This window comes from Lentzea sp. NPDC006480, from assembly GCF_040611995.1.
Taxonomy (GTDB): domain Bacteria; phylum Actinomycetota; class Actinomycetes; order Mycobacteriales; family Pseudonocardiaceae; genus Lentzea.
Genome location: NZ_JBEXPJ010000017.1, coordinates 1 through 23,705 on the forward strand (window position 1 = coordinate 1; position 23,705 = coordinate 23,705).

The 23,705-nt window shown below is 67.9% G+C and carries 20 protein-coding genes; 12 read left to right on the plus strand and 8 right to left on the minus strand.

Translation table 11 applies throughout. The annotated features are described in order from the left end of the window. The coding region (locus tag ABZX92_RS09665; RefSeq protein WP_355555848.1) for an extracellular solute-binding protein at window positions 1-365 on the minus strand (365 nt) is incomplete at its 3' end. A 160-nt stretch (window positions 366-525) separates the two neighbouring features. On the opposite strand from ABZX92_RS09665, the gene ABZX92_RS09670 reads away from it, so the two are divergent. Beyond that, window positions 526-1,509, plus strand: a complete 984-nt coding sequence (locus ABZX92_RS09670; RefSeq protein WP_355555850.1) for a LacI family DNA-binding transcriptional regulator — start codon at window positions 526-528, stop codon at window positions 1,507-1,509. 77 nt (window positions 1,510-1,586) lie between these two features. On the opposite strand, the gene ABZX92_RS09675 is transcribed toward ABZX92_RS09670, so the two are convergent. Both ABZX92_RS09675 and ABZX92_RS09680 read right to left on the minus strand, forming a co-directional pair. Then, window positions 1,587-2,486, minus strand: a complete 900-nt coding sequence (locus tag ABZX92_RS09675; RefSeq protein ID WP_355555851.1) for a LysR family transcriptional regulator — start codon at window positions 2,484-2,486, stop codon at window positions 1,587-1,589. Window positions 2,487-2,774: 288 nt separating this feature from the next. Next, window positions 2,775-3,515 carry a hypothetical protein gene (locus tag ABZX92_RS09680; RefSeq protein WP_355555853.1) on the minus strand — a complete coding sequence of 247 codons (741 nt, stop codon included), beginning with the start codon at window positions 3,513-3,515 and terminating at the stop codon, window positions 2,775-2,777. 199 nt (window positions 3,516-3,714) lie between these two features. Between ABZX92_RS09680 and tig the strand changes: the two genes are divergently transcribed. The 7 genes from tig (at window position 3,715) to ABZX92_RS09715 (ending at window position 12,511) form a co-directional block, all read left to right on the plus strand. After that, entirely contained in the window at window positions 3,715-5,064 is a 1,350-nt protein-coding gene (tig, locus tag ABZX92_RS09685; RefSeq protein ID WP_355555855.1) for a trigger factor, read from the plus strand. A 146-nt stretch (window positions 5,065-5,210) separates the two neighbouring features. Next, the gene (locus tag ABZX92_RS09690) at window positions 5,211-5,798 is read left to right on the plus strand and encodes an ATP-dependent Clp protease proteolytic subunit (protein ID WP_189160236.1); all 588 of its coding nucleotides are present in this window, start codon (window positions 5,211-5,213) and stop codon (window positions 5,796-5,798) included. Between the two features lie 20 nt (window positions 5,799-5,818). After that, window positions 5,819-6,448, plus strand: a complete 630-nt coding sequence (locus tag ABZX92_RS09695) for an ATP-dependent Clp protease proteolytic subunit (protein WP_355555857.1) — start codon at window positions 5,819-5,821, stop codon at window positions 6,446-6,448. A 243-nt stretch (window positions 6,449-6,691) separates the two neighbouring features. Then, window positions 6,692-7,972, plus strand: a complete 1,281-nt coding sequence (gene clpX / locus ABZX92_RS09700) for an ATP-dependent Clp protease ATP-binding subunit ClpX (protein ID WP_045316808.1) — start codon at window positions 6,692-6,694, stop codon at window positions 7,970-7,972. 68 nt (window positions 7,973-8,040) lie between these two features. Next, a complete protein-coding gene (locus tag ABZX92_RS09705) occupies window positions 8,041-8,619 on the plus strand; it encodes an alpha/beta fold hydrolase (RefSeq protein ID WP_355555859.1) in 579 nt (192 codons plus the stop codon). Between the two features lie 23 nt (window positions 8,620-8,642). Then, the gene (locus tag ABZX92_RS09710) at window positions 8,643-11,216 is read left to right on the plus strand and encodes a serine hydrolase domain-containing protein (RefSeq protein ID WP_355555861.1); all 2,574 of its coding nucleotides are present in this window, start codon (window positions 8,643-8,645) and stop codon (window positions 11,214-11,216) included. After that, window positions 11,213-12,511, plus strand: a complete 1,299-nt coding sequence (locus ABZX92_RS09715; protein ID WP_355555863.1) for a serine hydrolase domain-containing protein — start codon at window positions 11,213-11,215, stop codon at window positions 12,509-12,511. The genes ABZX92_RS09710 and ABZX92_RS09715 overlap by 4 nt, the downstream gene beginning before the upstream one ends. Window positions 12,512-12,704: 193 nt before the next feature. On the opposite strand, the gene ABZX92_RS09720 is transcribed toward ABZX92_RS09715, so the two are convergent. The 3 genes from ABZX92_RS09720 to fdhD are packed head-to-tail and all read right to left on the minus strand — an operon-like array spanning window position 12,705 to window position 15,570. After that, window positions 12,705-13,586 carry an alpha/beta hydrolase-fold protein gene (locus tag ABZX92_RS09720; RefSeq protein WP_355555865.1) on the minus strand — a complete coding sequence of 294 codons (882 nt, stop codon included), beginning with the start codon at window positions 13,584-13,586 and terminating at the stop codon, window positions 12,705-12,707. A gap of 39 nt (window positions 13,587-13,625) precedes the next feature. Continuing rightward, window positions 13,626-14,756, minus strand: coding sequence for a CaiB/BaiF CoA-transferase family protein (locus ABZX92_RS09725; RefSeq protein WP_355555867.1), 1,131 nt, complete (start codon window positions 14,754-14,756; stop codon window positions 13,626-13,628). Beyond that, a complete protein-coding gene (gene fdhD / locus ABZX92_RS09730; RefSeq protein WP_355555869.1) occupies window positions 14,743-15,570 on the minus strand; it encodes a formate dehydrogenase accessory sulfurtransferase FdhD in 828 nt (275 codons plus the stop codon). Before fdhD ends, ABZX92_RS09725 begins: the two co-directional genes overlap by 14 nt. Window positions 15,571-15,634: 64 nt before the next feature. On the opposite strand from fdhD, the gene ABZX92_RS09735 reads away from it, so the two are divergent. Both ABZX92_RS09735 and ABZX92_RS09740 read left to right on the plus strand, forming a co-directional pair. Then, window positions 15,635-17,149 (plus strand): NAD(P)/FAD-dependent oxidoreductase, encoded by a 1,515-nt coding sequence (locus tag ABZX92_RS09735; protein WP_355555871.1) that lies wholly within the window; start codon window positions 15,635-15,637, stop codon window positions 17,147-17,149. 47 nt (window positions 17,150-17,196) lie between these two features. Then, window positions 17,197-17,688, plus strand: a complete 492-nt coding sequence (locus tag ABZX92_RS09740; protein WP_355555873.1) for a hypothetical protein — start codon at window positions 17,197-17,199, stop codon at window positions 17,686-17,688. On the opposite strand, the gene ABZX92_RS09745 is transcribed toward ABZX92_RS09740, so the two are convergent. After that, window positions 17,633-18,217, minus strand: coding sequence for a DUF2238 domain-containing protein (locus ABZX92_RS09745; RefSeq protein WP_355555875.1), 585 nt, complete (start codon window positions 18,215-18,217; stop codon window positions 17,633-17,635). The genes ABZX92_RS09740 and ABZX92_RS09745 overlap by 56 nt on opposite strands. 94 nt (window positions 18,218-18,311) lie before the next feature. On the opposite strand from ABZX92_RS09745, the gene ABZX92_RS09750 reads away from it, so the two are divergent. Then, window positions 18,312-18,869: a helix-turn-helix domain-containing protein gene (locus ABZX92_RS09750; RefSeq protein WP_355555877.1), complete on the plus strand. Its 558-nt coding sequence runs from the start codon at window positions 18,312-18,314 to the stop codon at window positions 18,867-18,869. 272 nt (window positions 18,870-19,141) lie between these two features. Further along, window positions 19,142-21,334 (plus strand): glycosyl hydrolase family 28 protein, encoded by a 2,193-nt coding sequence (locus tag ABZX92_RS09755; RefSeq protein ID WP_355555879.1) that lies wholly within the window; start codon window positions 19,142-19,144, stop codon window positions 21,332-21,334. On the opposite strand, the gene ABZX92_RS09760 is transcribed toward ABZX92_RS09755, so the two are convergent. Beyond that, a complete protein-coding gene (locus tag ABZX92_RS09760) occupies window positions 21,327-23,612 on the minus strand; it encodes an FdhF/YdeP family oxidoreductase (protein WP_355555881.1) in 2,286 nt (761 codons plus the stop codon). The genes ABZX92_RS09755 and ABZX92_RS09760 overlap by 8 nt on opposite strands. Window positions 23,613-23,705: the final 93 nt, after the last annotated feature.

Sequence of the window (23,705 nt, forward strand, 5' to 3'; positions counted from 1 at the left end):
GACTCGTCGAGGTTGACGAGCTGCCCCGCCTTGGCGAGCGGGAAGCTGAGGTCCGGCGGCACGTTGATGACGTCGGGAAGGCTCCCCGCGCTCGCGTCGGCCATGACCTTGGCCAGGTACCCGTCCGCGGGCTGGTCGACCCACTTCACCGTGGTGCCCTGGTGCTGCTTCTGGAACGCGTCGATGACACCGTTGACGTAGTCGGTGTACTTCGGCTTCAGCGACCACGTCTGGAACGTGATCTCGCCGGTCACCTGCCCGCTCGCCGATGAGTTGCTTGCCGTGTTGCCGGACAGTCCGCAGCTCGCGAGAGTCCCCGCGAAAGGCACCGCCGCCAGGCCTGCGAGGAACGTGCGCCTCTTCATTGACACCCACCTCCTTGGTCGCGGACCCTAGCTAAACCGGTTTATCTCCGGCTAGCCTCCGAACGTCTTGTTGTCTCGTTCCGGACAGGGTTCGCCCCAGCAGAGCGGTGCCTCGGGTACAAGATGCCCAGGTAGTGCGCTGCGGGTCTGAGAGGTGCGCTTGAAGAGGCCGACCATCATGGACATCGCGGCCGCGGCCGGGGTGTCGAAGGGGGCTGTGTCGCTCGCGCTGAACGGGCGGGCCGGGGTCTCCGACGCCACTCGTGCCCGGGTGCTGGAGGTGGCTTCGTCCCTCGGGTACCGGCCGTCGGTCACCGCGCGGGCGTTGTCGTCCGCGTCCGCTGACGCGGTGGGACTGGTGTTGGTGCGGCCGCCTCGGGCGCTCGGGGACGAGGCGTTCTTCTTCCAGCTGATCGCCGGGATGCAGTCGGAGATGTCATCCGCGTTGTTGCTGCAGGTGGTGTCGTCCCGGGACGCGGAGATCGAGTTGTACCGGCGGTGGTGGGCCGAGCACCGGGTGGACGGGGTGTTCCTCGTGGATCTGCTGGTGGACGATCCGCGGGTCGAGCTGATGTCGTCGCTGGGGCTGCCGGCCGTTGTTGTCGGTGGGGCTGGGCATCACGGGGCGCTGGCGTCGGTGTGGGCTGATGACTACGCCGCCATGACTTCTGTTGTGGAGTACCTGAAATCGTTGGGGCATCGGCGGATTGCCAGGGTGGCCGGGTTGTCCTCGTTGTTGCACACCGTTCGGAGGGATCAGGCGTTCCTGGCGTCCGTTGTGGACGGTGTGATCGTGGCCGGGGACTACACGGCTGAGGCCGGGGCTGTTGCCACTCGTGCGCTGCTGGAGTCCGGGGACGCGCCTTCGGCGATCGTTTACGACAACGACGTGATGGCGGTGGCCGGGGCCGAAGTTGCTGCTGGGCTCGGGGTTTCTGTGCCCGGGGAACTGTCGATCGTGGCTTGGGACGACTCGGTGTTGTGCCAGCACGGGCGGTTGACCGCGTTGTCACGGGACACGTTCGCGTTCGGGGCGCGGGCGGCTCGGGCTTTGCTGGCGGTGCTCGAAGGAGCTTCGCCCACTGATGTCGAGGATGTTCTGCCCGAGTTGGTGGTTCGGGGGAGTACTTCGGCGCGCGCGTAGGTTTCGTGGCCGTCCTCCGGTTCCGTTGGTGGGTTCCCGTCACGGAACCCACCGGAACCGCGTGGAAAGCAGTCAGGTCAGGTCAGGGAGGCGACTTGGTCGCTCACCACCTGGGCTGCTGCGGAGACCAGGGCCGTTACCGCCGGGTTCGTCGAGTTGTCCTGGCGCCAGCCGAACTGCGTGTAGACGCGGAACGTCGGGGACCAGGGCAAGCGGACCAACCTGCCGTCGGCGAGTTCGGAGGCGACGGTGACTTCGGGCATCAGGGCGATGCCGAGGCCTGAGGCGACGGCTCGTTTGGCGGCGTCCACCGAGTCGAGCTCCAGGACGGGGGCGCGGGTGTCGTCGTAGCCGAGGGAGTGTTCGAAGAGTTCGTGGTAGGAGGCGCCGTTCTCGGCTCGGATGAGGGTGCTGCTGGTGAGGTCGTCCTCGGTGAGGGACTGGCGCTGGGTGAGCAGGTGGCTCGGGCCCGCGACCATGACGAGGGGCTCGGGGCACAGGACGGTGGTCTCGAGGCCTTCGCGGGGTTCGATGGCGCCGATGAAGAAGGCGCAGTCGAGGGCACCGTCGCGGACGGAGTTCAGGTTGTTCAGGGTGTTTCGGGAGTGCAGCGAGAGTTGGACGGACGGGTAGCGCCAGCACATGTATTCGATGAGCGGTAGCAGACGGTAGTCGGTCAAACTCTGTGCGGAGCCGATGACGAGTTTGCCGTGCGGCTCGCCGTTCATCGTTATGGCTTTTCGGGCCTTTTCGGTGAGGTTGATGATGTTTCGCGCGAACGGGAGCAGTTCTACGCCTGCGGACGTCATCTGGATACCTCGCGGGAGGCGTCGGAAAAGGACGACTCCCAAGGCCTCCTCCAGTGCCTTGATGCGGGTCGTGATGGTCGGCTGCGAGCAGTTGAGCGTGGCAGCGGCCTTGGTGAAGCTCCCTGTCTGAACCACGGTCGTGAACGCGAGAAGCTGGCGTGTCTCCATCAGGCGGATCCTCGGAGTAAAACGGTGCGACGACTTTTTCTCGTTCGTTCCCGTGGTCCTGTTACGCATGGTGCGGGCGTCGTAACGCTACCTGTCACTCGCGCGCGGCAGATTAGTGCTAACGGAGTCATCTTGATCGGTCTGGAATCGGTGTTGCGGCCGAAAGAGTGAAATTGAGATGAGCGGTTCGACAGGCGGTAGTTGCGCGACTCTTTTCCGTGAAGCCTTTCGCTACGCGAACAAAAACGCCGTCACCCTGGTGCGGGCGACGGCGCTTCGGAGGCGGTGTCAGCAGCTGGCGGCCACGGCTCCTGCCAGGAGGCGGTAGGTCGTCGACGTGCTGGTGGAGCGGTCTTTCTGGGTCAGGACGATCTCGAAGCCGCTGGCGCGGACCACCCGGCGGCCGGTGTACTTCGCGAAGGGGGTGTACGGGGTGAGCTGGGCGGCGGAGGTCACCGGCCTGACCTCCGCGGAGACGTCGTAGCTCGTCGAGTCGGTCGCGCTGTCGGCGGACGTGACGCCCTCGGCGTTCTCGGCCTGCCACGGGTCGGTGGCCTCGTGCAGCTCGCCGTCGCGCTTGCGCAGGAAGACGCGCGGGCGGTTCACCGGGACCTCGACGAAGTCGCCGCAGCTGACGCTGCGGGCGGGGAGTTTGACGACGAGGAAAGGTACGTCGGCCGTGTTCTGGTCGATGATCGAGATGAAGCCCTGGGCGTTGGCGTAGATCTGCGGTTCCGTCTGGCCCGTCCGGACGCGGAAGTCCTGGCGCGGCAGGCCCGCGCCCAGCTTCTCGTCGGACAGGTGGATGGACCAGCCCTGGTGCGCGGGGGTGCGGCCCGAGATGTGCTCCGGGACGCTCCACCACTGGTTCTCGATGGTGACGGCTTCCTGGTCGCCGGTGCCGATGAACGCGTAAGGAGACGCGGTGGCCTCGCGCGGGTCCGCGGCCTGGGCCGGTGCGGTGGTGAGGCTGAGCAGAGCGGCGCCGGTGAGCCCGGCCGCGAGGAGTCTGGTGCCCTTGCGTCTCATCGTGATCCCCCTTCGTGAAGTCGGGCCGCTGCGGCCCTGGGGAGAGTCAAATCGGGCGGACTCACAGTCCGGTCACGCTCGCCAGGCCGGGGTGGCGGCGGTCACAGCGCGGGTCTCGCCTAGACTCGCTGGGAATCCGGGCGCCACCTAAGGCGGTACCGGCTGTCTGCACGTTCTTGTTCGTTACGAGGAGTCCACGTTGAAGAGCACCGTCGAGCACCTGAGCCCGACGAGGGTCCGGATCAACGTCGAGGTGCCGTTCGACGAGCTCAAGTCGAACTTCGACCAGGCGTACCGGAAGCTCGCGAAGCAGGTCCGCATCCCCGGGTTCCGTCCGGGCAAGGCCCCCGCCAAGGTGCTGGAGAGCCGCATCGGCCGCGCTCCGGTGCTGGACGAGGTCATCCAGGAGGCCATCCCGGCCAAGTACCTGGAAGCGGTCAACGCGGGTGAGGTTCGCACGCTCGGCCGTCCCGACTTCGAGGTCACCAAGATCGAAGACGGCGAGACGCTCGAGTTCACGGCCGAGGTCGACGTTCGTCCCGAGATCACCGTGCCCGCGTTCGGCGAGCTGGAGATCACGGTCGACGAGCAGGAGGTCACCGACGAGGACGTGGCGACGCAGCTCGACGAGCTCCGCGCCCGCTTCGGCACGCTGACCGGCGTCTCCCGCCCCGCCGAGACCGGCGACTTCGTCATCGTCGACCTGTCCGCGACGGTCGACGGCGAAGAGGTCGAGGAGGCGCGCACCAGCGGCCTGTCCTACGAGATCGGCTCCGGCCAGCTCGTCGAGGGCATCGACGAGGCTCTCGTCGGCGCGTCCGAGGGTGAGACCAAGACGTTCACCACCACGCTCGTCGCCGGCGAGCACCAGGGCCGCGAGGCCGAGGTGTCCGTGGTGCTGAGCTCCGTCAAGGAGCGTCAGCTCCCCGAGCTCGACGACGAGTTCGCGCAGCTCGCCAGCGAGTTCGACACGCTCGACGAGCTCAAGGCCGACCTGCAGACCCGCCTGGGCCGCGTCAAGAAGATGCAGCAGGGCGTGCAGGCGCGCGACAAGGTCCTCGAGGCGCTGCTGGAGACCACCGAGGTCCCGCTGCCCGAGGGCATCGTCCAGGGCGAGATCGACGCGCGCAAGCACGACGCCGTGCACGCGTTCGACCACGACGAGGCGAAGTTCGCCGAGTGGCTGACCGAGCAGGGTCAGACCGAGGAGGAGTTCGACGCCGAGCTGCGCAAGGCCGCCGAGCAGGCCGTCAAGACGCAGCTGGTGCTCGACTCGATCGCCGACGCCGAGCAGGTCACGGTGTCCGACGGTGAGCTCACCGAGCGGATCATCTACCAGGCCCAGCGCTTCGGCATCTCCCCCGACGAGTACGTCAAGCGCGCGCAGCAGTCCGGCCAGCTCGGCGCGATCTTCGCCGACGTGCGCCGCGGCAAGGCGCTCGCGAGCGTCGTGCGCCAGGCTTCGGTGTCCGACAACTCGGGCGCCAAGCTGGACCTCGACGAGCTCTTCGGCGAGACCAAGTCCGATGAGGACAGCACTCAGCAGTAACGCTGTCAGCGAACGCGGGCGGTGTCGGGCATCTGACGCCGCCCGCCTTCGTTAAGGTCGGTTGCAGAAGGTTTTGGCATTCCAGATTCGTTCCACCTGGAGTTAGGCAGGCAGACGTGACGCAGCACTCCTTCCCGACCCCCGAGATGCGGTCGGCCACCGCCGGGATGAACCTCAACGACTCGGTGTACGAGCGGCTGCTCCGCGAGCGGATCATCGTCCTGGGGTCACAGGTCGAAGAGGGCATCGCCAACCAGATCACCGCTCAGCTGCTGCTTCTCGCCGCTGAGGACCCCGAGAAGGACATCACCCTCTACATCAACTCGCCGGGTGGCTCCGTCACGGCGGGCATGGCCATCTTCGACACGATGCAGCTCATCCAGCCGGACGTGGCCACGTACGCGATGGGTCTCGCGGCCTCGATGGGGCAGTTCCTGCTCTCCGCGGGCGCTCCCGGCAAGCGCCACGCGCTTCCGCACGCCCGCATCCTCATGCACCAGCCGTCGGCCGGTGTCGGTGGTACGGCCGCGGACATCGCGATCCAGGCGGACATGCTGACCCGCACCAAGCGCGAGATGGCCGAGCTGATCGCCGAGCACACCGGCCAGACGCTCGAGACCATCACCCGCGACTCCGACCGCGACCGCTGGTTCACGGCGCAGGAAGCGCTGGAGTACGGCTTCGTCGACAAGGTCGTCACCAGGGCTCAGCCCGTCGGCGACTCGAACAACTGACGTCAGCTAGGAGACCTCAAGTGAGCCAGTTCCACCTGCCGCAGTCGCGGTACGTGCTGCCGTCGTTCGTCGAGCGCACCAGCTACGGCATGAAGGAGTCGAACCCGTACAACAAGCTGTTCGAGGAGCGCATCATCTTCCTCGGCGTGCAGGTTGACGACGCCTCGGCCAACGACGTCATGGCGCAGCTGCTGGTGCTCGAGTCCGAGGACCCGGACCGCGACATCCTGATGTACATCAACTCGCCGGGTGGCTCGTTCACCTCGCTGATGGCCATCTACGACACGATGCAGTTCGTGCGCCCGGACATCCAGACGTACTGCCTCGGCCAGGCCGCCTCGGCCGCGGCCGTGCTCCTGGCCGCCGGCACGCCCGGCAAGCGCCACGCGCTGCCCAACGCGCGAATCCTGATCCACCAGCCTTCGATGGAGGGCGCGTACGGTCAGGTGTCCGACCTGGAGATCCAGTCCAACGAGATCCAGCGCGTGCGCCGCCTGATGGAGTCCACCCTGGCGCGGCACACGAACCGGACGGCAGAGGAGGTCCGCGAGAGCATCGAGCGCGACCGGATCCTCACGGCCGACGAGGCCAGGGACTACGGCATCGTCGACACGGTGCTGCCGTACCGCAAGCTTTCCGCCAAGTCCTGATCGTTGTTCCCGGGCTCTGGGAAACCCCAGAGTCCGGGCACTGCGCGCCCACCCGACACGCCGATGTGACCGGTTAACTGGCCTGATCGACGTGCCGGGGGGACGCTGGTCCTCCCCTGAAACGGGGTAGGCCAGGTACCGTCAGGAGAACGGGCTCAGCACCCACAGCCAGTGGGACTGCCACAGCAAGTCAGCAGGCGCACTACAGCAGGTGTGCGCCGGAGGGGACATAGGTCAGCGGTCATGGCGCGTATCGGTGACGGCGGCGACTTGCTGAAGTGCTCTTTCTGCGGAAAGAGCCAGAAGCAGGTGAAGAAACTCATCGCCGGCCCCGGCGTCTACATCTGCGATGAGTGCATCGATCTCTGCAACGAGATCATCGAGGAGGAGCTGGCCGAAGCCGGCGACGTGAAGCTCGACGAGCTGCCGAAGCCCGCCGAGATCCACGAGTTCCTCGACCAGTACGTCATCGGCCAGAGTGATGCCAAGCGCACCCTCTCCGTCGCCGTCTACAACCACTACAAGCGCATCCAGGCGGGCGACCGCGGGCGCGAGGGTCGTGATGACGGCGTTGAGCTGGCGAAGTCGAACATCCTGATGCTCGGCCCGACGGGCTGTGGCAAGACCTATCTCGCGCAGACGCTCGCGAAGATGCTGAACGTGCCGTTCGCCATCGCCGACGCGACGGCGCTGACGGAGGCCGGGTACGTCGGCGAGGACGTCGAGAACATCCTCCTGAAGCTCATCCAGGCCGCCGACTACGACGTGAAGCGCGCCGAGACGGGCATCATCTACATCGACGAGGTCGACAAGATCGCTCGAAAGAGTGAAAACCCGTCGATCACGCGCGACGTGTCCGGTGAGGGCGTCCAGCAGGCGTTGCTCAAGATCCTGGAAGGCACCACCGCATCGGTGCCACCGCAGGGCGGCCGCAAGCACCCGCACCAGGAGTTCATCCAGATCGACACGACGAACGTGCTGTTCATCGTGGCCGGTGCCTTCGCGGGCCTGGAGAAGATCATTCAGGACCGGGTCGGCAAGCGCGGCCTGGGCTTCGGTGCCGAGGTTCGCTCCAAGGCCGAGGTGGAGGCGTCGGACTTCTTCGCCGACTCCATGCCGGAGGACCTGATCAAGTTCGGCCTGATCCCCGAGTTCATCGGGCGTCTGCCGATGGTCGCCTCCGTCACGAACCTCGACAAGCCGTCGCTGGTGATGATCCTCACCGAGCCGAAGAACGCCCTGGTGAAGCAGTACCAGAAGCTCTTCGAGATGGACGGCGTCGAGCTGGAGTTCACCAAGACCGCGCTGGAAGCGGTCGCCGACCAGGCGATCCTGCGCGGAACCGGTGCCCGCGGTCTGCGCGCGATCATGGAAGAGGTCCTGCTCCCGGTGATGTACGACATCCCGAGCCGCACGGACGTCGCCAAGGTCGTCATCACCGAGCAGACGGTGAAGGAGAACGTGAACCCGACCATCGTGGCCCGGCAGCCCTCGCGCCGGGAGCGGCGGGAGAAGTCGGCGTAGTTTCGATCTTCAGCACGAAGGGCGTCCGGTTCCGGCCGGGCGCCCTTTCGGCGTTCTAAGGTGGAGGCATGTCGCTGCCTCACGTGCTCCTGATCCACGGCTACACCGGTTCCGGTCCCGGCCACTGGCAGCGCTGGCTGGCCCAGACGGTGTCCGAGCACGGCGGCCTGGCCGACATGCCGCACTTCAGCGACCCGGACCAGCCGGACCGCGACACCTGGCTGCGCGAGCTCGACACCCACCTCGAAGCCGCGCCGACCGACCGCGAACGCGTCGTCGTCGCCCACTCGCTCGGCTGTTACCTCTGGCTGCACCACGCCGCCCGCGAGGGCATCGGTCACGTCGACCGCGTGCTGCTGGTCGCCCCGCCCGCGCCGGACTACCCGGAACCGGCCATCAAGTCGTTCTTCCCGGCCCCGCTCGACCCGGCCGGACTGCGCCGCGCCGCCACCGAGACCCGCCTGGTCGTGGGCGACGGTGACCCGTACTGCTCGATGCCGGCCGCCAAGCAGCTCGCCGAGGCGTTGCGGATCGAGGTCGACGTGCTGCCCGACGCCGCGCACATCAACATCGACGCGGGGTACGGGGAGTGGCCCGCGGTGCTCAAGTGGGTGCGGTCGAAGACGGTGCCGCTCTCACCGCGCTAGTCGATTCACTTCCTGGGGGGAACGTGAACAGCACAGCCGAATGGTTGCGACGCAGGCTGCCCGAACTGATCGCGGAACACGGCGTGGTCGGCGCGCAGGCGGCGGTCCTGGTCGACGGCGAGATCTTCGACGCGTCCGCTGGTGTGCTGAACAGCGAGACCCGTGCTCCGGTGACGGCCAGCTCGCTGTTCCAGCTCGCGTCCATCACCAAGATCTGGACGGCCACGCTCGTCCAGGAACTGGTGAACGAGGGCCTGCTCGACCTCGACCGGCCGGTGCGCGACGTCCTGCCTGATTTCAGGCTCGCGGACGAGCGCGCGGCGCGGGTGGTGACTCCCCGGCAGCTGCTGACGCACACCGCGGGCTTCGAGGGCGACCTCTTCTTCGACACCGGCACGGGTGACGACGCGGTCGAGAAGTTCGTGGCGCTGCTGGCCGGCGCTGCGCAGGTCTCGCTGCCGGGCGAGCTCTGGTCGTACTGCAACAGCGGCTTCTCGGTGCTCGGCCGGATCGTGGAGGTGTTGCGCGGCAAGCCGTTCAACACGGTTCTGCGCGAACGCCTGGCGGCGCCGCTGGGCCTGACCGTCGAGACCGAGATCGTCCGGGGCCCGCACATCGCCGACGGTCACCTGCCGGACGGTCCGGTGAGCGACTACGGCCCGGTGTCCGACTACCCGGCCGGGTCGGCGCTGGCGACCAGTGCGCGTGACCTGCTCGCCTTCGTCCGCATGCACCTCGGCACCCCAGGGCTCGCGGTCATGCGTGAGCCGCAGTTCCGGCTCCCTGACCTGGGCGACCACTGCTCGTGGGGCCTCGGCTGGATGATCGTGGACGGCATCGACGGCACCGTGATCGGCCACAACGGCGGCAACAAGGGCATCGCGTCGTTCCTGCGGGTCGTGCCGGAAACCGGTGTGGCCGTCGCGGTGCTGACCAACGGCGGCGACGCCCAGCCGGTGTTCGACGCGCTGCGCGAGCGGTTCTCCGGCGTGTGCGCGCATCCCCGGCCCGTTCCGCCGGCCGTCCCGATCCCGGTTGATCTGGAGCGGTTCGTGGGCGTCTACCGCTGCGCCGGCTACGACGTCCACGTGACGCCGGCCGACGAGGGGCGTGTGCAGGTCCGCTACGAAGGCCGCACCGAGCTCACCAGGTCGTTGGACCGCCCGGCCCGTGAGTTCACCGCCCTGCACGACAGCGCCCTGATCGCCGTGGACGAGCCGCACACCGTGCTCGGCCTGATCGGGCGCTGGCTGTACTTCGGCCAGAACGCCGAACGCGTCGAGACCCCGGCCGAGTGGATCACCCGCAGACTCCCCGAACTGCTGGCGGAGCACGGAGTCGTTGGCGCACAAGTCGCTGTGCTCGCGGACGGCGAGATCGTGGACGCGGCCGCGGGCGTGCTCGACCACACCACCAGCGAGATGGTGACTCCCGAGTCGCTGTTCCAGATCGGGTCGATCACCAAGATCTGGACCGCGACGCTGGTCATGCAGCTGGTCCACGAAGGCCTGCTCGACCTCGACGGTCCGGTGCGCGACGTCCTGCCGGAGTTCGAGCTCGCGGACTCGTCGGCGGCGGAGGTGGTCACGCCTCGTCAACTGCTGACCCACACCGGCGGCTTCGAGGGCGACAAGTTCGCCGAGGTCGACAGCGGTGACCCGGACACGATCGAGGCCTACGTCGCCCAGCTGGCCGAGGCCGTGCAGATCAGCCCGCCCGGCGAGCTCCACTCGTACTGCAACGCGGGCTACGTCGTGCTGGGGCGGATCGTGGAAGTGTTGCGCGGCAAGCCTTTTCACGCCGTGCTGCGGGAGCACCTGGTCGAACCTCTCGGTCTGACGCACGTCGCCACGCACCTCGCCGAGTACCCCGGCCACCAGGTCGCCTCCGGGCACCTGCGCGGAGAGCCCGTGGTCGAACCGTTCCGCGAGTGGGACGCCCCGGCCGGGCGCGTGCTGGCGATGAACGCCCGCGACCTCCTCACGTTCGTGCGCATGCATTTGGAGACAACGACTTTCGCCGCCATGCGCGAACCCCAGATCGCCTTGCCGGACTTCGGTTTCGGTGGCCACCAGGGCCTCGGCTGGATGCTGCTGCACTACGACAACGGCGTCGAGGGCATCGGCCACACCGGCCTGACGATGGGCTACCAGGCGATCCTGCGCGCCATCCCGTCGGCGGGCGTGGCCGTGGCCGTGCTGACCAACGGCGGCCGGGCGATCCCGCTCGTGGAGGCGATCTACGACCACCTGCTGGGCGAGCTGGCCGGCGTCAAACTGCCCGCCTTTCCGGTCCCGCCGAGCACGCCGCTGCCCGTGGATGTCGACGAAGTCGTTGGCACGTACCGATCTGGTCACGTCAATCTGCACGTGACGCCGGGCTCGCCCGGCCGGGTTCGCGTGCGCTACGAGCCACGCAACCGGGTGGGCGAAGCACTGATGGCGGACGAAGAACGCGAGTACACGGGCCTGCGCGACGACGCCATGATCTCCGTGGAACCTGCTGGCGGCAGGCACGCGGTGATCGTCCTTTGTAGACTTGAAGGGCACGTGCGCTGGCTTCACTTCGGCCGCGCGGCAGCCAAGGGGGAAGCATGATCAGCGAGTGGATCGAACGCAGGCTGCCGGAGCTGCTGGAGGAGCACGGCGTCGTCGGCGCGCAGGTCGCCGTGCTGCGGGACGGCGAAATCGTTGACGCCGCGGCAGGTGTGCGCAACGCCGTCACGAAAGAGCCGGTCACCACGGACACGCTGTTCCAGGTCGGGTCGATCACCAAGGTCTGGACGGCGACCCTGGTCATGCAGCTGGTGAACGAGGGCCTGCTGGACCTCGACCGCCCGGTGCGGGATGTGTTGCCGGACTTCAAGGTCGCGGACGAGCAAGCGACCAGGACCGTCACCCCGAGGCACCTGCTCTGCCACACCGCGGGGTTCGAGGGCGACCTGCGGTTCGACACGGGTTCGGACGACGACATGCTCGCGAGGTTCGTCGAGCTGCTCGCCGAAGCCGGCCAGGTGGCCCCGCCCGGCGAGCTCTACTCGTACTGCAACGCCGGTTACGCGGTGCTCGGCCGGATCGTCGAAGTGTTGCGAGGCAAGCCTTTCCGGCACGTCCTGGGCGAGCGGCTGATCGAGCCGCTCGGGCTGCGCGGGGTTGCGGTGGCACGAGCCGAGTACGCCCGGTACGAGATGGCGGACGGGCATCTGAAGGGAGAACCGGTCAGCGCGCACCTGTTCGAGGCGGAGGTGGCGGCCGGTTCGGTGCTGGCGATGCCCGCGCGTGAGCTGCTTCGGTTCGTGCGCATGCATCTGGAGACCGGCGAGTTCGACGGGATGCGGGAGAAGCAGGTCACGCACCCGGACTTCGGCACCGGCGAATGGTGGTGGGGCCTGGGCTGGGAGCTGTCGAACTACGAGGGCGGCGACGTCATCGGCCACACCGGCATGACCGTCGGGTACTTGTCGGTGCTGCGGGTCGTACCGGCAGCAGGCGTGGCCGTCGCGATGATGGTCAACGGGGGCTCCGAGACCGCGCCGTTGTTCGGAGCGATCTTCGACCACCTGCTCGACGAGCTCGCGGGCGTGCGCAAGCGGCAGCTCCCGGACGTGCCGGAAGATCCCGCCGTGGATCACGAGAAGGTCGTCGGGCTGTACCGCTGCACTGCCCTCGACATCCACATCACCCCGGCTGAGGACGGCCGGGTGAAGGTGCGCAAGGTCGGCCGCGGTCCGCTCACCGCTCCGCTGGTCTCCGTGGAGGACCGCGAGTACGTGCACCTGAAGGACGACGTGCTGATCGCCGTGGACAAGAGCGGCATCCTGCCGCTGGGTGGCCGGGACGAGCACGGCCGCGTCGGCTGGGTGCACTGGAGCCGAGCCGCGATGCGGGTCTAGGCGGTTGATTCCAAGGGCGCTTCACGCCATTCCGCCGTGATCGGCGGCACCGTGCACAGGCTGTCCCGGCCCACGTCCGTGAAGGGCGCAAGCCAGCCGGCGACGGCCGGTTCCGGGGCCGGTTGCGGCGATTTGATCAAGAGTTGGTGGTACTTGCAGACGCCGACAGAGCCAACGTCGTGGAAGCAACCGGCTAGACGGTTCGCTTGGCGTACTTGGCGAGGAACTGCACGACGTCCGGCGTCACCTTGCGGTAGAAGCCGTCGTCGTGCCCTCCGCCCTTCACCGTGCCGACCTCGGGGCGCACGTCGCGGATGAACCGGCGGGTGCCCTCGATGAACTTGTCGCGGTCGCCGATCCACACGCCGAGCGCGGTCGGGCCGGTGGAGGTGAGGTGCCGCAACGGGTCCAGCGACGCCCACTCGTCCTCGTCCTTGAACGCGCGGCGCTTCGCCATCTCCGGCCACGTCGTGATCAGGCCGGGGGAGATGGCCGCGGTGGCCGCGATCGGGTCGCCGCGTTCGGCTCGGCGGCGGGCGTACAGAAGCGCGCCGAAGCCGCCCATCGACGCGCCGGTGATGGCGAAGGGCTCGCCGTAGCCACGTTCGCGCAGCCACTGGGGGACCTCGTCGAGCAGCATGGCCATCGGGTCGTCGCCGGGGATGTTCTCGTGCCAGTAGTTGTCGCCGCCGTCGACGGCGACGAAGCCGAACGCCGGGACCGAGCCCTTCTTCACGGCCGAGGCCAGGACGTCCGCCAGGTCACCGACGGCCGCGTGGCGGGCGTCGCCGTGCAGGCCGTGCAGCAGCAGCGACATCGGCAGGCCGCGCGGGTTCACACCGGCCGGGAGGTAGAAGGCGAGCGTGACGTCGCGGTGGCGGGCGGCCGAGTAGACGCGCTCGAAGCGCAGGGTCGGCTTGGCGCCGTTGGGGCGGCTGAGGCGGTCCGAGGTGGCGATCTGTTCCTGAGGGCCCTGGGAGGACGCCGTCACGTACGTCGCGACGCCGGTGGCTGTCGCGATGACCACGCCCATCGCCGCGATGAGTGTGCGGCGGCTGTACCTCGGTTCCCCCATGCTCACCTCATCGCGCGGGTACCGGCCCTCGTTTCCTTCTCAGAGGACGGAACGAACGCGTAAGGAGGACAGTTCCTCATCCGAATAGCCCAGCCAGCGCAACACGTGATCATTGTGCGCGCCGAGGTCTGGGACCGCACCCGGTGACCACTCGAAGCCGGCCACGGGAGGCGGCAGCATCTGCACGGTTCCGCCGGGAACCCGCACGTCAACCCACGTGGAGAGCTGCGGGTGGGCAGGCAGGTCGGTGATCGGGCGGGTCAGCGCTGCGGGCACGTCGACGGCGTCCAGAGCGGCCAGCAGCTCGGCAGCGGTCATGGCGCAAAACGCCCGTTCGAGGAGCTTCTGCAGCTCGTCCCGATGGGCCACGCGCGAGGCCACTGTGGCGAACCTCTCCTCGGTGCCGAGCCCGATCAACCCGCACAACCGCTGCCACTGGCCGTCGTTCTGCACGGCCAGGTGCACGGCACCGTCCGCGCACGCCACCGGCCCGTACGGCGCGATGCTCGGGTGGTGCGCGCCCGAACGCGGGGCCGCTGCACCCGTTCCGGCGGCGTAGAGCATCGGCTGGTGCATCCACTCGGCCATCGCCTCGAACAGCGACAGCCGCAAGCGCACGCCCTTTCCGGTCCGAGCCTTCTGCAACAGCGCCGCCAGCACCGCCGCGTGCAGCTGGACGCCCGCCGCGATGTCCGCCACGGAGATGCCGGCGCGGGCCATCACGTCACCCTCGCCGGTCAGCGACACCAGCCCGGCCTCGGACTGCACCAGCGCGTCGAACGCCTTGCGGTCCGCGTACGGCCCGTCCCAGCCGTAGCCGGACAGCTCGCCGACGATCAACGTGTCCGGCAGTTCCAGCGCCAACCGCTCCCACACGCGCGGCGACAGGTTGCACAGCAGCACATCGGCGCGCGCGACGAGCCGTTCCAGCACCTCGCGGCCGTCGGGGTGGTTGACGTCCAGCGACACCGACTCCTTGCCGACGTTCGTCCACGCGAAGTACGACGACACCTCGCCGCACGACGAGTCGTAGTGCCGCGCGAAGTCGCCGGCGCCAGGCCGTTCGATCTTGACCACACGTGCCCCGAGATCGGCCAGCAGCCGTGTCGCGTACGGCACGGCGACGGCCTGCTCCAGGCTCACCACCACGACACCGTCAAGCGGTCTCAAGCACGCGCTCCCCACCGGTGTAGATGTTCATCGAGTCGCCGCGCAGGAACCCGACGAGCGTCATGCCCTGCTCCTCCGCCAGCTCCACGGCGAGCGACGACGGCGCGGACACCGCGGCCAGCACCGGAATCCCGGCCATCGCGGCCTTCTGCACCAGCTCGAACGACGCGCGCCCGGACACCATCAGCACCGCGCCGGTCAGCGGCACCAGGTTCTGCAGCACCGCCCAGCCCAGCACCTTGTCGACGGCGTTGTGCCGCCCGACATCCTCGCGCACCACCAGCAGCTCACCGTTCACGAACAGCCCGGCCGCGTGCAGCCCGCCGGTGCTCTCGAAGACCTTCTGCCGTTCCCGCAACGCGTCCGGGAAGCCCGTCAGCTCCTCCGGAGTGACCCGGACGTCGTCCAGGGCGGGGGAGTAGCGGGTCTTGAGCTTCACCGCATCGAGCGCCGCTTTGCCGCACACGCCACACGATGAGGTGGTGTAGAAGTTCCGCTCCACCCCGGTGTCCGGCGGCGGCACCCCCTCGGCCAGCGCGATGTCCAGCACGTTGTAGGTGTTCATCCCGTCCGGCCCCGTGCCCTCGCAGAACCGGGCGATCGAGATGTCCTCGGCAGACCCGATCACACCCTCGCTGAGCAGGAATCCGTGCGCGAGCTCGACGTCCTGGCCGGGGGTGCGCATCGTGACGGCCAACGGCTTCCCGTCGACCCTCAGCTCCAGCGGTTCCTCGGCGGCCAGCGAGTCCACCCGGCGCCGCCGACCGTTCGGCGACACGCGTTCGACCGCTCGGCGAACCGTCACTCGGCCCATGTGCACATCTCCTTCGGACCGCTATGTTCCCCACGACCAGGCTACGTGGGAGGGATTCCGGGGCATGGACGACGTCGTGATCGTGGGGGGCGGGCACAACGGGCTGGTGGCGGCCGCGTACCTCGCACGGGCGGGGAAGTCGGTCAAGGTGCTGGAGAAGCTGCCGCACGTCGGCGGCGCGGCGGTCAGCGCGTCACCGTGGGAGGGCGTCGACGCGAGGCTGTCCCGTTTCTCCTACCTGGTCAGCCTCTTACCGGACCAGATCGTCGACGATTTGGGCCTGAACCTGACTTTGCGGTCCCGGGCGGCTTCCTCGTACACCCCCAACGGCAAGTCCGGGCTGCTGGTCGAGCGCTCGCCGGGCGAGGCGACGGTGAAGTCGTTCGAGGCCGTCTGCGGATCGCTGGACGACTGGGAGCGGTGGCAGCGCTGGTACGCCGACCTGGAGCTGATGGCCGCCGCATTGGCGCCCACTCTGCTGGAACCACTGGTTTCCCGCGACCACTTGCGCGTGCACGTCGACGCGGTGGTGCGCGGCCGGCTGTGGGACCAGGTCTTCGAACGCCCGATCGGCGCGACGCTGCAGGAGCTGTTCGACAACAACCTGGTGCGCGGCGTGGTCGCCACCGACGCGTTGATCGGCACGCACTCGTCGCTGCATTCGTTGCGCGCCAACAAGTGCTTCCTCTACCACATCGTCGGCAACGGAACCGGGGAGTGGAAGGTGCCGGTCGGCGGCATGGGCGCGGTGACGGCCGAGCTGGAACGGGTCGCGCGCGAGGCCGGCGCGGAGATCATCACCGGCGCCGAGGTCACCGCGATCGAGTCCGACGGCAAGACCGCGTCGGTGACGTGCGGAGGCGAGACGGCCGAGGCGCGGTTCGTGCTGTCCAATGTGGCGCCTTCCGTGCTGGGACGGTTGCAGGGCAAGGAAGTCCACGACGCACCCGGTTGCCAGCTGAAGATCAACATGTTGCTCCGGAAGCTGCCGGAGCTGAAGTCCGGGGTCGACGCGCGGCTCGCGTTCGCCGGCACGTTCCACCTCGACGAGTCCTACGACCAGCTGGAGACCGCTTACCTGGAGAGTGTCGCGGGCCAGGTGCCGTCCGTGCTGCCCGGCGAGATGTACTGCCACTCGCTGACCGACCCGTCGATCCTCGGGCCGTCGCTCGCGGGCCACGAGACGCTGACGCTGTTCGGCCTGCACCTGCCCGCGTCGTTGTTCGAGGGCCGCAACTCCGAGCTGCGCGACGAGCTGGTGCGGCGCTACCTCGACCAGCTCAACGCCCACCTCGTCGAACCGATCCAGGACTGCCTCGCGACCGACGCGAACGGCCAGTTGTGCATCGAGGCCCGCACGCCACTGGACCTGGAGGAGGAGCTCGGCCTGCCGGGTGGCAACATCTTCCACGGGGAGCTCGACTGGCCGTTCGCGGAGAGCGACGACGAGGTCGGCAAGTGGGGCGTGGAGACGGACGTGGACAACGTCTTCGTCTGCGGGGCGGGCTCCCGGCGTGGCGGCGGGGTCAGCGGCATCGGCGGCCACAACGCCGCGAAAGCCGTGCTGGAGCGCATCTAAGACATTTTTGATGACAAAAAACGTTATCTCTGGTTACAGTTGCGCACGTGGGGGACTTCTACGGAATCGCGGAGATCGCCGACGCCATGGGGCTCAGTCGGCAACTGGTGGCTGTGTGGCGCAAGAGACGCTCGCACGGCATCCCGGAGCCGGACGCCGAGCTGGCGTCCGGGCCGATCTGGCGGCGGGAGACGGTCGAGCCGTGGATCGATCGCACCCGCGGCCGGCTGGGGCTCGCGGGCGCCCGTGAGTCGGCCAGCAGAAGCCTGCGGCTGCGCACGTGCCGCCGCGTGCTGAGGCTGGCCGCGTTGATGCTGGAGGAACCGCAGCGGCCGCGGGTGCTCAACGAGGCGGCGGACCAGTTGCGCGACCTGATCCACGAGGTCGACCAGTCCGCGGACGACGTCGTCGGAGCATTGTTGCGAGAGCTCGTCGAGCCGGTGCGTGATCCGGACGTGCCCGCGGAGCTGTTGCGGGTGCCGGTCATCGAGTCGTTGCCGCTGGTGACCGCCGTCGCGCGAAACTCACCAGACTGGTGACGAGGGCGCCCAGCGCGGCCAGTGCCATGTCCGCGTGTGCGTCCCACATGTCGCCCTGCTGGCCGTTGTAGGCCTCGGCCACCTCAGGCGCGAGCGTCATCGCGATCGCCCACTCCAGCAGCTCGTAGGCCGCGCTGGTCGCGAGCACGATCTCCAGTGAGCGCAACCACTTCTGCCGCAGCACCGCGGTCAGGCACACGCCGTACGCGAAGTGCACGAGCCGGTCGAAGTGGTTGCGCTCCCACGAGAACGCCTCCGACAACTTGAAGCCGAACACCGCGTCGGTCCAGTCGTCGTACGGCACGAACGAGTAGATCCACCGCGCCGCGATCGTGTGCAGCGCCAGGAAGAGCAGCGCCCACGCCCACTGCGCGGTGTCCAGTCGCTTGCGCAGCAACATCAGCGCGACTAGTGCCACCGCGGTCAACGAACTGTGCAAGCCCTGTTCAGCGGGCCACGGCGGGTTGATCCACGTGACCGCCACCAGTGCCCCGAACGCCCCCAACAGCCACAGCTGCCCCCGAGTCATGCGCACAGCTTGGCCGATCATGGGCGGTTTTATATCAGGATTTATATATCAAGGAACCTTGCTAAAGGTTTATTGATACGCGTACGGTGGTCGCATGACGGACGCTCCCATCACTGACCCCAAGGTGCTCCGGGCGCTCTCGCACCCGTTCCGGTGGAAGTTGATCAACCTGCTCACCGAGCAGGGACCGAGCACCGCCACCCAATGCTCGGCGAAGCTCGGCGAGAGCGTCGCCAGCTGCTCATACCACCTGAACATGCTGGCCAAGTACGGCTTCGTGGCCGAGGTGGAAGGCCCCGGCAGGCAGAAACCGTGGCGGATCGTCAAGCGTCACCAGATGATCTCGGCCGAAGGGCTCGACGAAGAGGGTGCGCTGGCCGCGGAGGCCGCCGAGATGGCCTACCTGGAGCAGGAGTTCGAGCGCATCCGCGACGCCATGCGCCAGCACGAGCACCTGTCGGACGAGTGGCGCGACCACTACGGCATCAGCAGCGCCACGACGTTCATGACGCGCGAGGAGCTGCGCGAGGTCCAGCAGGAGATGCGGGCGCTGGTCGACCGCTTCGACGCGCGCGTCGAGAACCCGGAGTTGCGACCCGAAGGCGCCCGAGCGGTGCGCTTCTTCGTGAGCACGACCGTTTCGCAGGACTGATCGACTGAAACTGAGGGGATTCGCCATGTTGTCGCACGACCAAGCGTTTGCTATCGCGAAGATGAGGCAGGCCGAACTGGAGTCCGACGCTGAGGCTCGGCGGCTCGTTCGCGCACCTGAGGAACCCGCTCGCAAGTCAGGTGGAGGAGTGCTCGCGTCAGGGCGCCGCCGCTGGAGGCTGTTCGGCCGCGTTCGACCGGCGTAGCGTGTGCTCTCGCCGCCGCTGTAAAGGTTTTCACCACGTTTCAACCCGATCCGAGGGGAGAACATCGGTGTTCCGGAGACTCGGCATGGCGGTGAGTGCCGCACTGTTAGGTGTGGCAGTGCTCGCTGAACCCGCTCACGCGGCGGAGTTCAACGTCAAGGACTACGGCGCGGTCGGCAACGGCAGCGCCAACGACACGGCGGCCATCGACAAGGCGATCACGGCGGCGAACGGCGCGGGTGGCGGCACGGTGAGGTTCCCGTCCGGCACCTACCGCTCGCCCAACTCGATCCACATGAAGAGCAACGTGACGCTCCAGCTCGACGCGGGCGCCACGATCATGGGCGCGAGCGGCAGCGGCTACGACAAACCCGAGCCGAACCCCAACGACAAGTACCAGGACTACGGGCACAGCCACTTCCACAACGCCATGATCTGGGGCGACCGGCTGACCAACATCGGCTTCGTCGGCGCCGGCACCATCGACGGTGGTGGCGCGCTGATCACCGGCAACCCCGGCAGCGGCCAGGCCGACAAGATCATCTCGTTGACCCGTTGCGAGAACCTCACCGTGAGCGGCATCAAGCTGCGGCGCGGCGGGCACTTCGCGATGCTGATCAACGGCTGCAAGAACGTCGTGTCCGACCGGCTGAACGTCGACACCGCGAGTGACCGCGACGGCTGGAACATCATCAGCACCACCAACGTCACGATCACCAACGGCACCTTCGCGGGCAACGACGACGCGCTGGTGTTCAAGAGCGACTACGCGCTCGGGCAGAAGCTGCCGAACGGCAACGTGAAGGTCTACGACTCGAAGCTCAGCGCGGGCTGCTGCAACGCCCTGATGTTCGGCTCGGAGACGTGCGGTGACTTCACCGGTTACGACTTCCAGCGCATCGACATCAAGGGCTCCAACAAGTCCGGGCTCGGGCTGGTGTCGATGGACGGCGCCGTCATCTCCGATGTGCACTACAAGGACATCACCGTCAGCAACGTGAAGTCGCCGATCATGATCAAGGTCGGGGCGCGAAAACGGTGCGGGAACAACCCCGGCGTCGGCACGGTCAAGAACATCACTTACGACAACATCACGCTCAACGGCGCCTCCGGCGGGTTCAGCCCCACGATCCACGGTGACCAGGACGGCCACGTCACCGACGTGACCTTCAGCAACGTGAAGATCAACGTGCCGGGCGGCAGCGGCACCATGTCGACCAACCCGCCGAGCAACGACCGCACCAACTACAACCCGAACAGCATCGGCACGCGGCCGGCGTACGGCTGGTACATCCGCTACGCCGACCGCATCAAGTTCCTGAACGGCAGCGGAGTGTCGTTCACCAACAACGACGGCCGGCCCGCCGTGATCACCGACAACTCGACCGACATCACGTTCGACACGTTCAGCTTCGAACGCGGCACGAACAGCCCGACGGACTTCCTGTTCCGCAACACCAACGGGTTCTGCGTGCGCAACAGCGGATCGCCCCGGATCCAGAACACCGGTTCGACCGAGAAGTGCGGTGTGAGCAACGACTTCAGCCTGGCAGTCGACCCGGCCGCGCGGACGATCCAGCCCGGTGAGACCGCGTCCTACGCGATCCGCACGACCGGAACGGGCTCACCCGGTCCGATCGCATTGGACGCGGAGAACATCCCGCCGGGCGCGGTGGTCCAGTTCAACCCGTCGACGGTCAACCCCGGTGACACCGCCACGATGACCGTCGCGACGCTGCCGGAGACTCCGCGGGGCACGTCCGACATCACCGTGACGGGCAAGGCGGGGCCGATCACGAAGTCGGCGGTCGCCAGGCTGACGATCGGTGACGCGCCGGACGAGCTGGTGCTGAGCGCGTTGTCCGTCGCTGACACCGGGAACGCGGGGGACTGGTCCTTGCAGACCGGCCTGCGCACCGGCGTCGCGCAGTACGGCGACCGCGACTTCACCTTCAGCACGGTGCCGGCTGAAGTCGCGGGCTCGCAGTGGGTCCGCACCGCCAACGACTCGAAGTCGGCGACGCAGAACCCGCTGGCGCGCTTCACGATCAACCGCGACGCGGTGGTCTACGTCGCGGTCGACACCCGGCTCGGCAAGCGCCCGTGGATGGACGCGCTGTGGGTGGACAGCGGCCTGCAGCTGGTCAACAACGAAGGGTCCCCGAAGACCTTCCGCCTGTACGCCAAGGGTTTCCCGGCGGGTGAGGTGCAACTGGGACCCAACGGTGGAGCCAGCAACTACAGCGTGATCGTCAAATAGCCTCGAGCCGGACGATCACGGACTTGGAGGTCGGCGTGCCCGAGGTGTCCGCCTTGGAGTCCAGCGGGATCAACGGGTTCGCCTCGGGGAAGTACGTGGCCACGCATCCTCGCGCGGTCGAGTAGGAGACGATCCGGAACGACTCGGCGCGGCGTTCCACGACGCCCGTCGGGTCGTCCTTCCACTCCGACACGATGTTCACCATCTGCCCGTCCTTGAACCCCAAAGCCTTGATGTCGTCAGGGTTCACGAACACCACGCGCCGGCCGTCCTTCACGCCGCGATAGCGGTCGTCCAGGCCGTAGATCGTGGTGTTGTACTGGTCGTGGCTGCGCAGGGTCTGCATGATCAGCCGGCCGTCCGGCACCTCGATCACCGTGATCGGGGACGCGGTGAAGTTCGCCTTGCCGGTCGCCGTCGCGAACTCCTGCGAGTCACGCGGCGGGTGGGGCAGCACGAATCCGTCGGGCTGACGGACGCGCGTGTTGTAGTCGGTGCAGCCCGGCACCACGCGCGAGATGTGCTCGCGGATGATGTCGTAGTCCTTCTCGAACTCTTCCCACGCAACGGGATGCGATGCGCCCAAAGTCTTGCGGGCCAGCCGGCAGACGATCGACACCTCGGACAGCAGCTGGTCCGACGCGGGCTTCAACCGGCCGCGCGAGCGGTGCACGACCGACATCGAGTCCTCGACCGTCACGAACTGCTCACCCGAGTGCTGCACGTCGCTTTCGGTGCGCCCCAACGCGGGCAGGATCAGCGCGGTCTTGCCGTGGACGACGTGCGAGCGGTTGAGCTTCGTGGAGACGTGCACGGTCAACGAGCACTGCTCCAGCGCCTTCTCGGTCACCGGGGTGTCCGGGGTGGCGCTGACGAAGTTGCCGCCCATCGCGATGAACACCTTGCCGCGGCCGTGGCGCATGGCGTTGATGGCGTCCACGGTGTCGAAGCCGTGCTTGCGCGGCACGGAAATGCTGAACTCGTTCTCCAGCGCCAGCAGGAACTTCTCCGGCATCTTCTCGTAGATGCCCATCGTGCGGTCGCCCTGCACGTTCGAGTGGCCGCGCACGGGGCACAGACCGGCGCCGGGCTTGCCGATCATGCCGCGCAGGAACATCACGTTCGCGACCTCGCGGATCGTCGGCACGCTGTGCTTGTGCTGCGTCAGGCCCATGGCCCAGCAGGCGATCGTGGCTTTCGAGTCGACGAACATGCCGGCGACGCGGGTGATCTGCTCGCGGGTGAGGCCGGTCGCGGCGAGCACGCTGTCCCAGTCGAGCTCCCTGACGTGCTCGGCGTAGGCCTCGAAGCCGTGCGTCTTGGCGGCGACGAAGGTCTTGTCTGCCTTGTCCCACTGCAGGATCAGGTGACCGATCGCCTGGAACAGCGCCTGGTCGCCGCCGACCTTGATCTGCACGAACTCGTCGCACAGCGCGGTGCCGCGGCCGACGACGCCCGCGACGTTCTGCGGGTTCTTGAACCGCATCAGCCCGGCCTCTGGCAACGGGTTCACGGCGATGATCTTCGCGCCGTTCTTCTTCGCGTCCTCCAGCGCGCTGAGCATGCGCGGGTGGTTCGTGCCGGGGTTCTGGCCGACGACCACGATCAGGTCGGCGAGCTCGAAGTCCTTGATCGACACCGAGCCCTTGCCGATGCCGATCGTCTCGTTGAGCGCGGCGCCCGACGACTCGTGGCACATGTTCGAGCAGTCCGGCAGGTTGTTGGTGCCGAACGAGCGGACCAGCAGCTGGTAGAGGAACGCGGCCTCGTTGCTGGTGCGGCCGGACGTGTAGAAGATCGCCTCATCGGGTGAGGAAAGCGCGTTCAGCTCGTCCGCGATCAGGGTGAACGCGGCGTCCCAGCCGATCGGCGTGTAGTGCGTGGCGCCGGGCCTGAGCACCATCGGTTCGGTGAGGCGACCCTGCTGGCCGAGCCAGTAGTCGGTCCTCGTCCGGAGGCTCTCGATGGAGTGCTCGGCGAAGAACGCCGTCGTGATGCGTCGCTTGGTGGCTTCCTCGGCGACGGCCTTGGCGCCGTTCTCGCAGAACTCGGCCATCTTGCGGTGGCCCTGCGGCTCCGGCCACGCGCAACCGGGACAGTCGAAACCTTCACGCTGGTTGAGCAGGCGCAACGTCTTGACGGTCCGGCTGACACCCATCTGCTCGACCGCGCGGTCGAGCGACACGAGCACGCCGGGAATGCCCGCCGCCCATGTCTTGGGGGTGCTGACTTCGAGCGCGGACTCGTCGACGTCGTGCTGCGGGGGCTTGCTGCTCATGGCTTCATTGTTCGCTGATCGACGTCGGCGCCGCCAGCGCCCCCGAAGAACGCGGCGGCGTCGTCGTCACGGGCCCCAAGGGGTTGGACGGTC

What these genes read in the sequence shown, in the direction of transcription:
- ABZX92_RS09750 (WP_355555877.1), top strand. Translation starts at nt 18,312, where the DNA reads ATGACGGACGCTCCCATCACTGACCCCAAGGTGCTCCGGGCGCTCTCG.
- ABZX92_RS09690 (WP_189160236.1), top strand. Translation starts at nt 5,211, where the DNA reads ATGCGGTCGGCCACCGCCGGGATGAACCTCAACGACTCGGTGTACGAG.
- ABZX92_RS09735 (WP_355555871.1), top strand. Translation starts at nt 15,635, where the DNA reads ATGGACGACGTCGTGATCGTGGGGGGCGGGCACAACGGGCTGGTGGCG.
- ABZX92_RS09760 (WP_355555881.1), bottom strand. Translation starts at nt 23,612, where the DNA reads ATGAGCAGCAAGCCCCCGCAGCACGACGTCGACGAGTCCGCGCTCGAA.
- ABZX92_RS09705 (WP_355555859.1), top strand. Translation starts at nt 8,041, where the DNA reads ATGTCGCTGCCTCACGTGCTCCTGATCCACGGCTACACCGGTTCCGGT.
- fdhD (WP_355555869.1), bottom strand. Translation starts at nt 15,570, where the DNA reads ATGGGCCGAGTGACGGTTCGCCGAGCGGTCGAACGCGTGTCGCCGAAC.
- ABZX92_RS09675 (WP_355555851.1), bottom strand. Translation starts at nt 2,486, where the DNA reads ATGGAGACACGCCAGCTTCTCGCGTTCACGACCGTGGTTCAGACAGGG.
- ABZX92_RS09715 (WP_355555863.1), top strand. Translation starts at nt 11,213, where the DNA reads ATGATCAGCGAGTGGATCGAACGCAGGCTGCCGGAGCTGCTGGAGGAG.
- ABZX92_RS09720 (WP_355555865.1), bottom strand. Translation starts at nt 13,586, where the DNA reads ATGGGGGAACCGAGGTACAGCCGCCGCACACTCATCGCGGCGATGGGC.
- ABZX92_RS09680 (WP_355555853.1), bottom strand. Translation starts at nt 3,515, where the DNA reads ATGAGACGCAAGGGCACCAGACTCCTCGCGGCCGGGCTCACCGGCGCC.
- clpX (WP_045316808.1), top strand. Translation starts at nt 6,692, where the DNA reads ATGGCGCGTATCGGTGACGGCGGCGACTTGCTGAAGTGCTCTTTCTGC.
- ABZX92_RS09745 (WP_355555875.1), bottom strand. Translation starts at nt 18,217, where the DNA reads ATGACTCGGGGGCAGCTGTGGCTGTTGGGGGCGTTCGGGGCACTGGTG.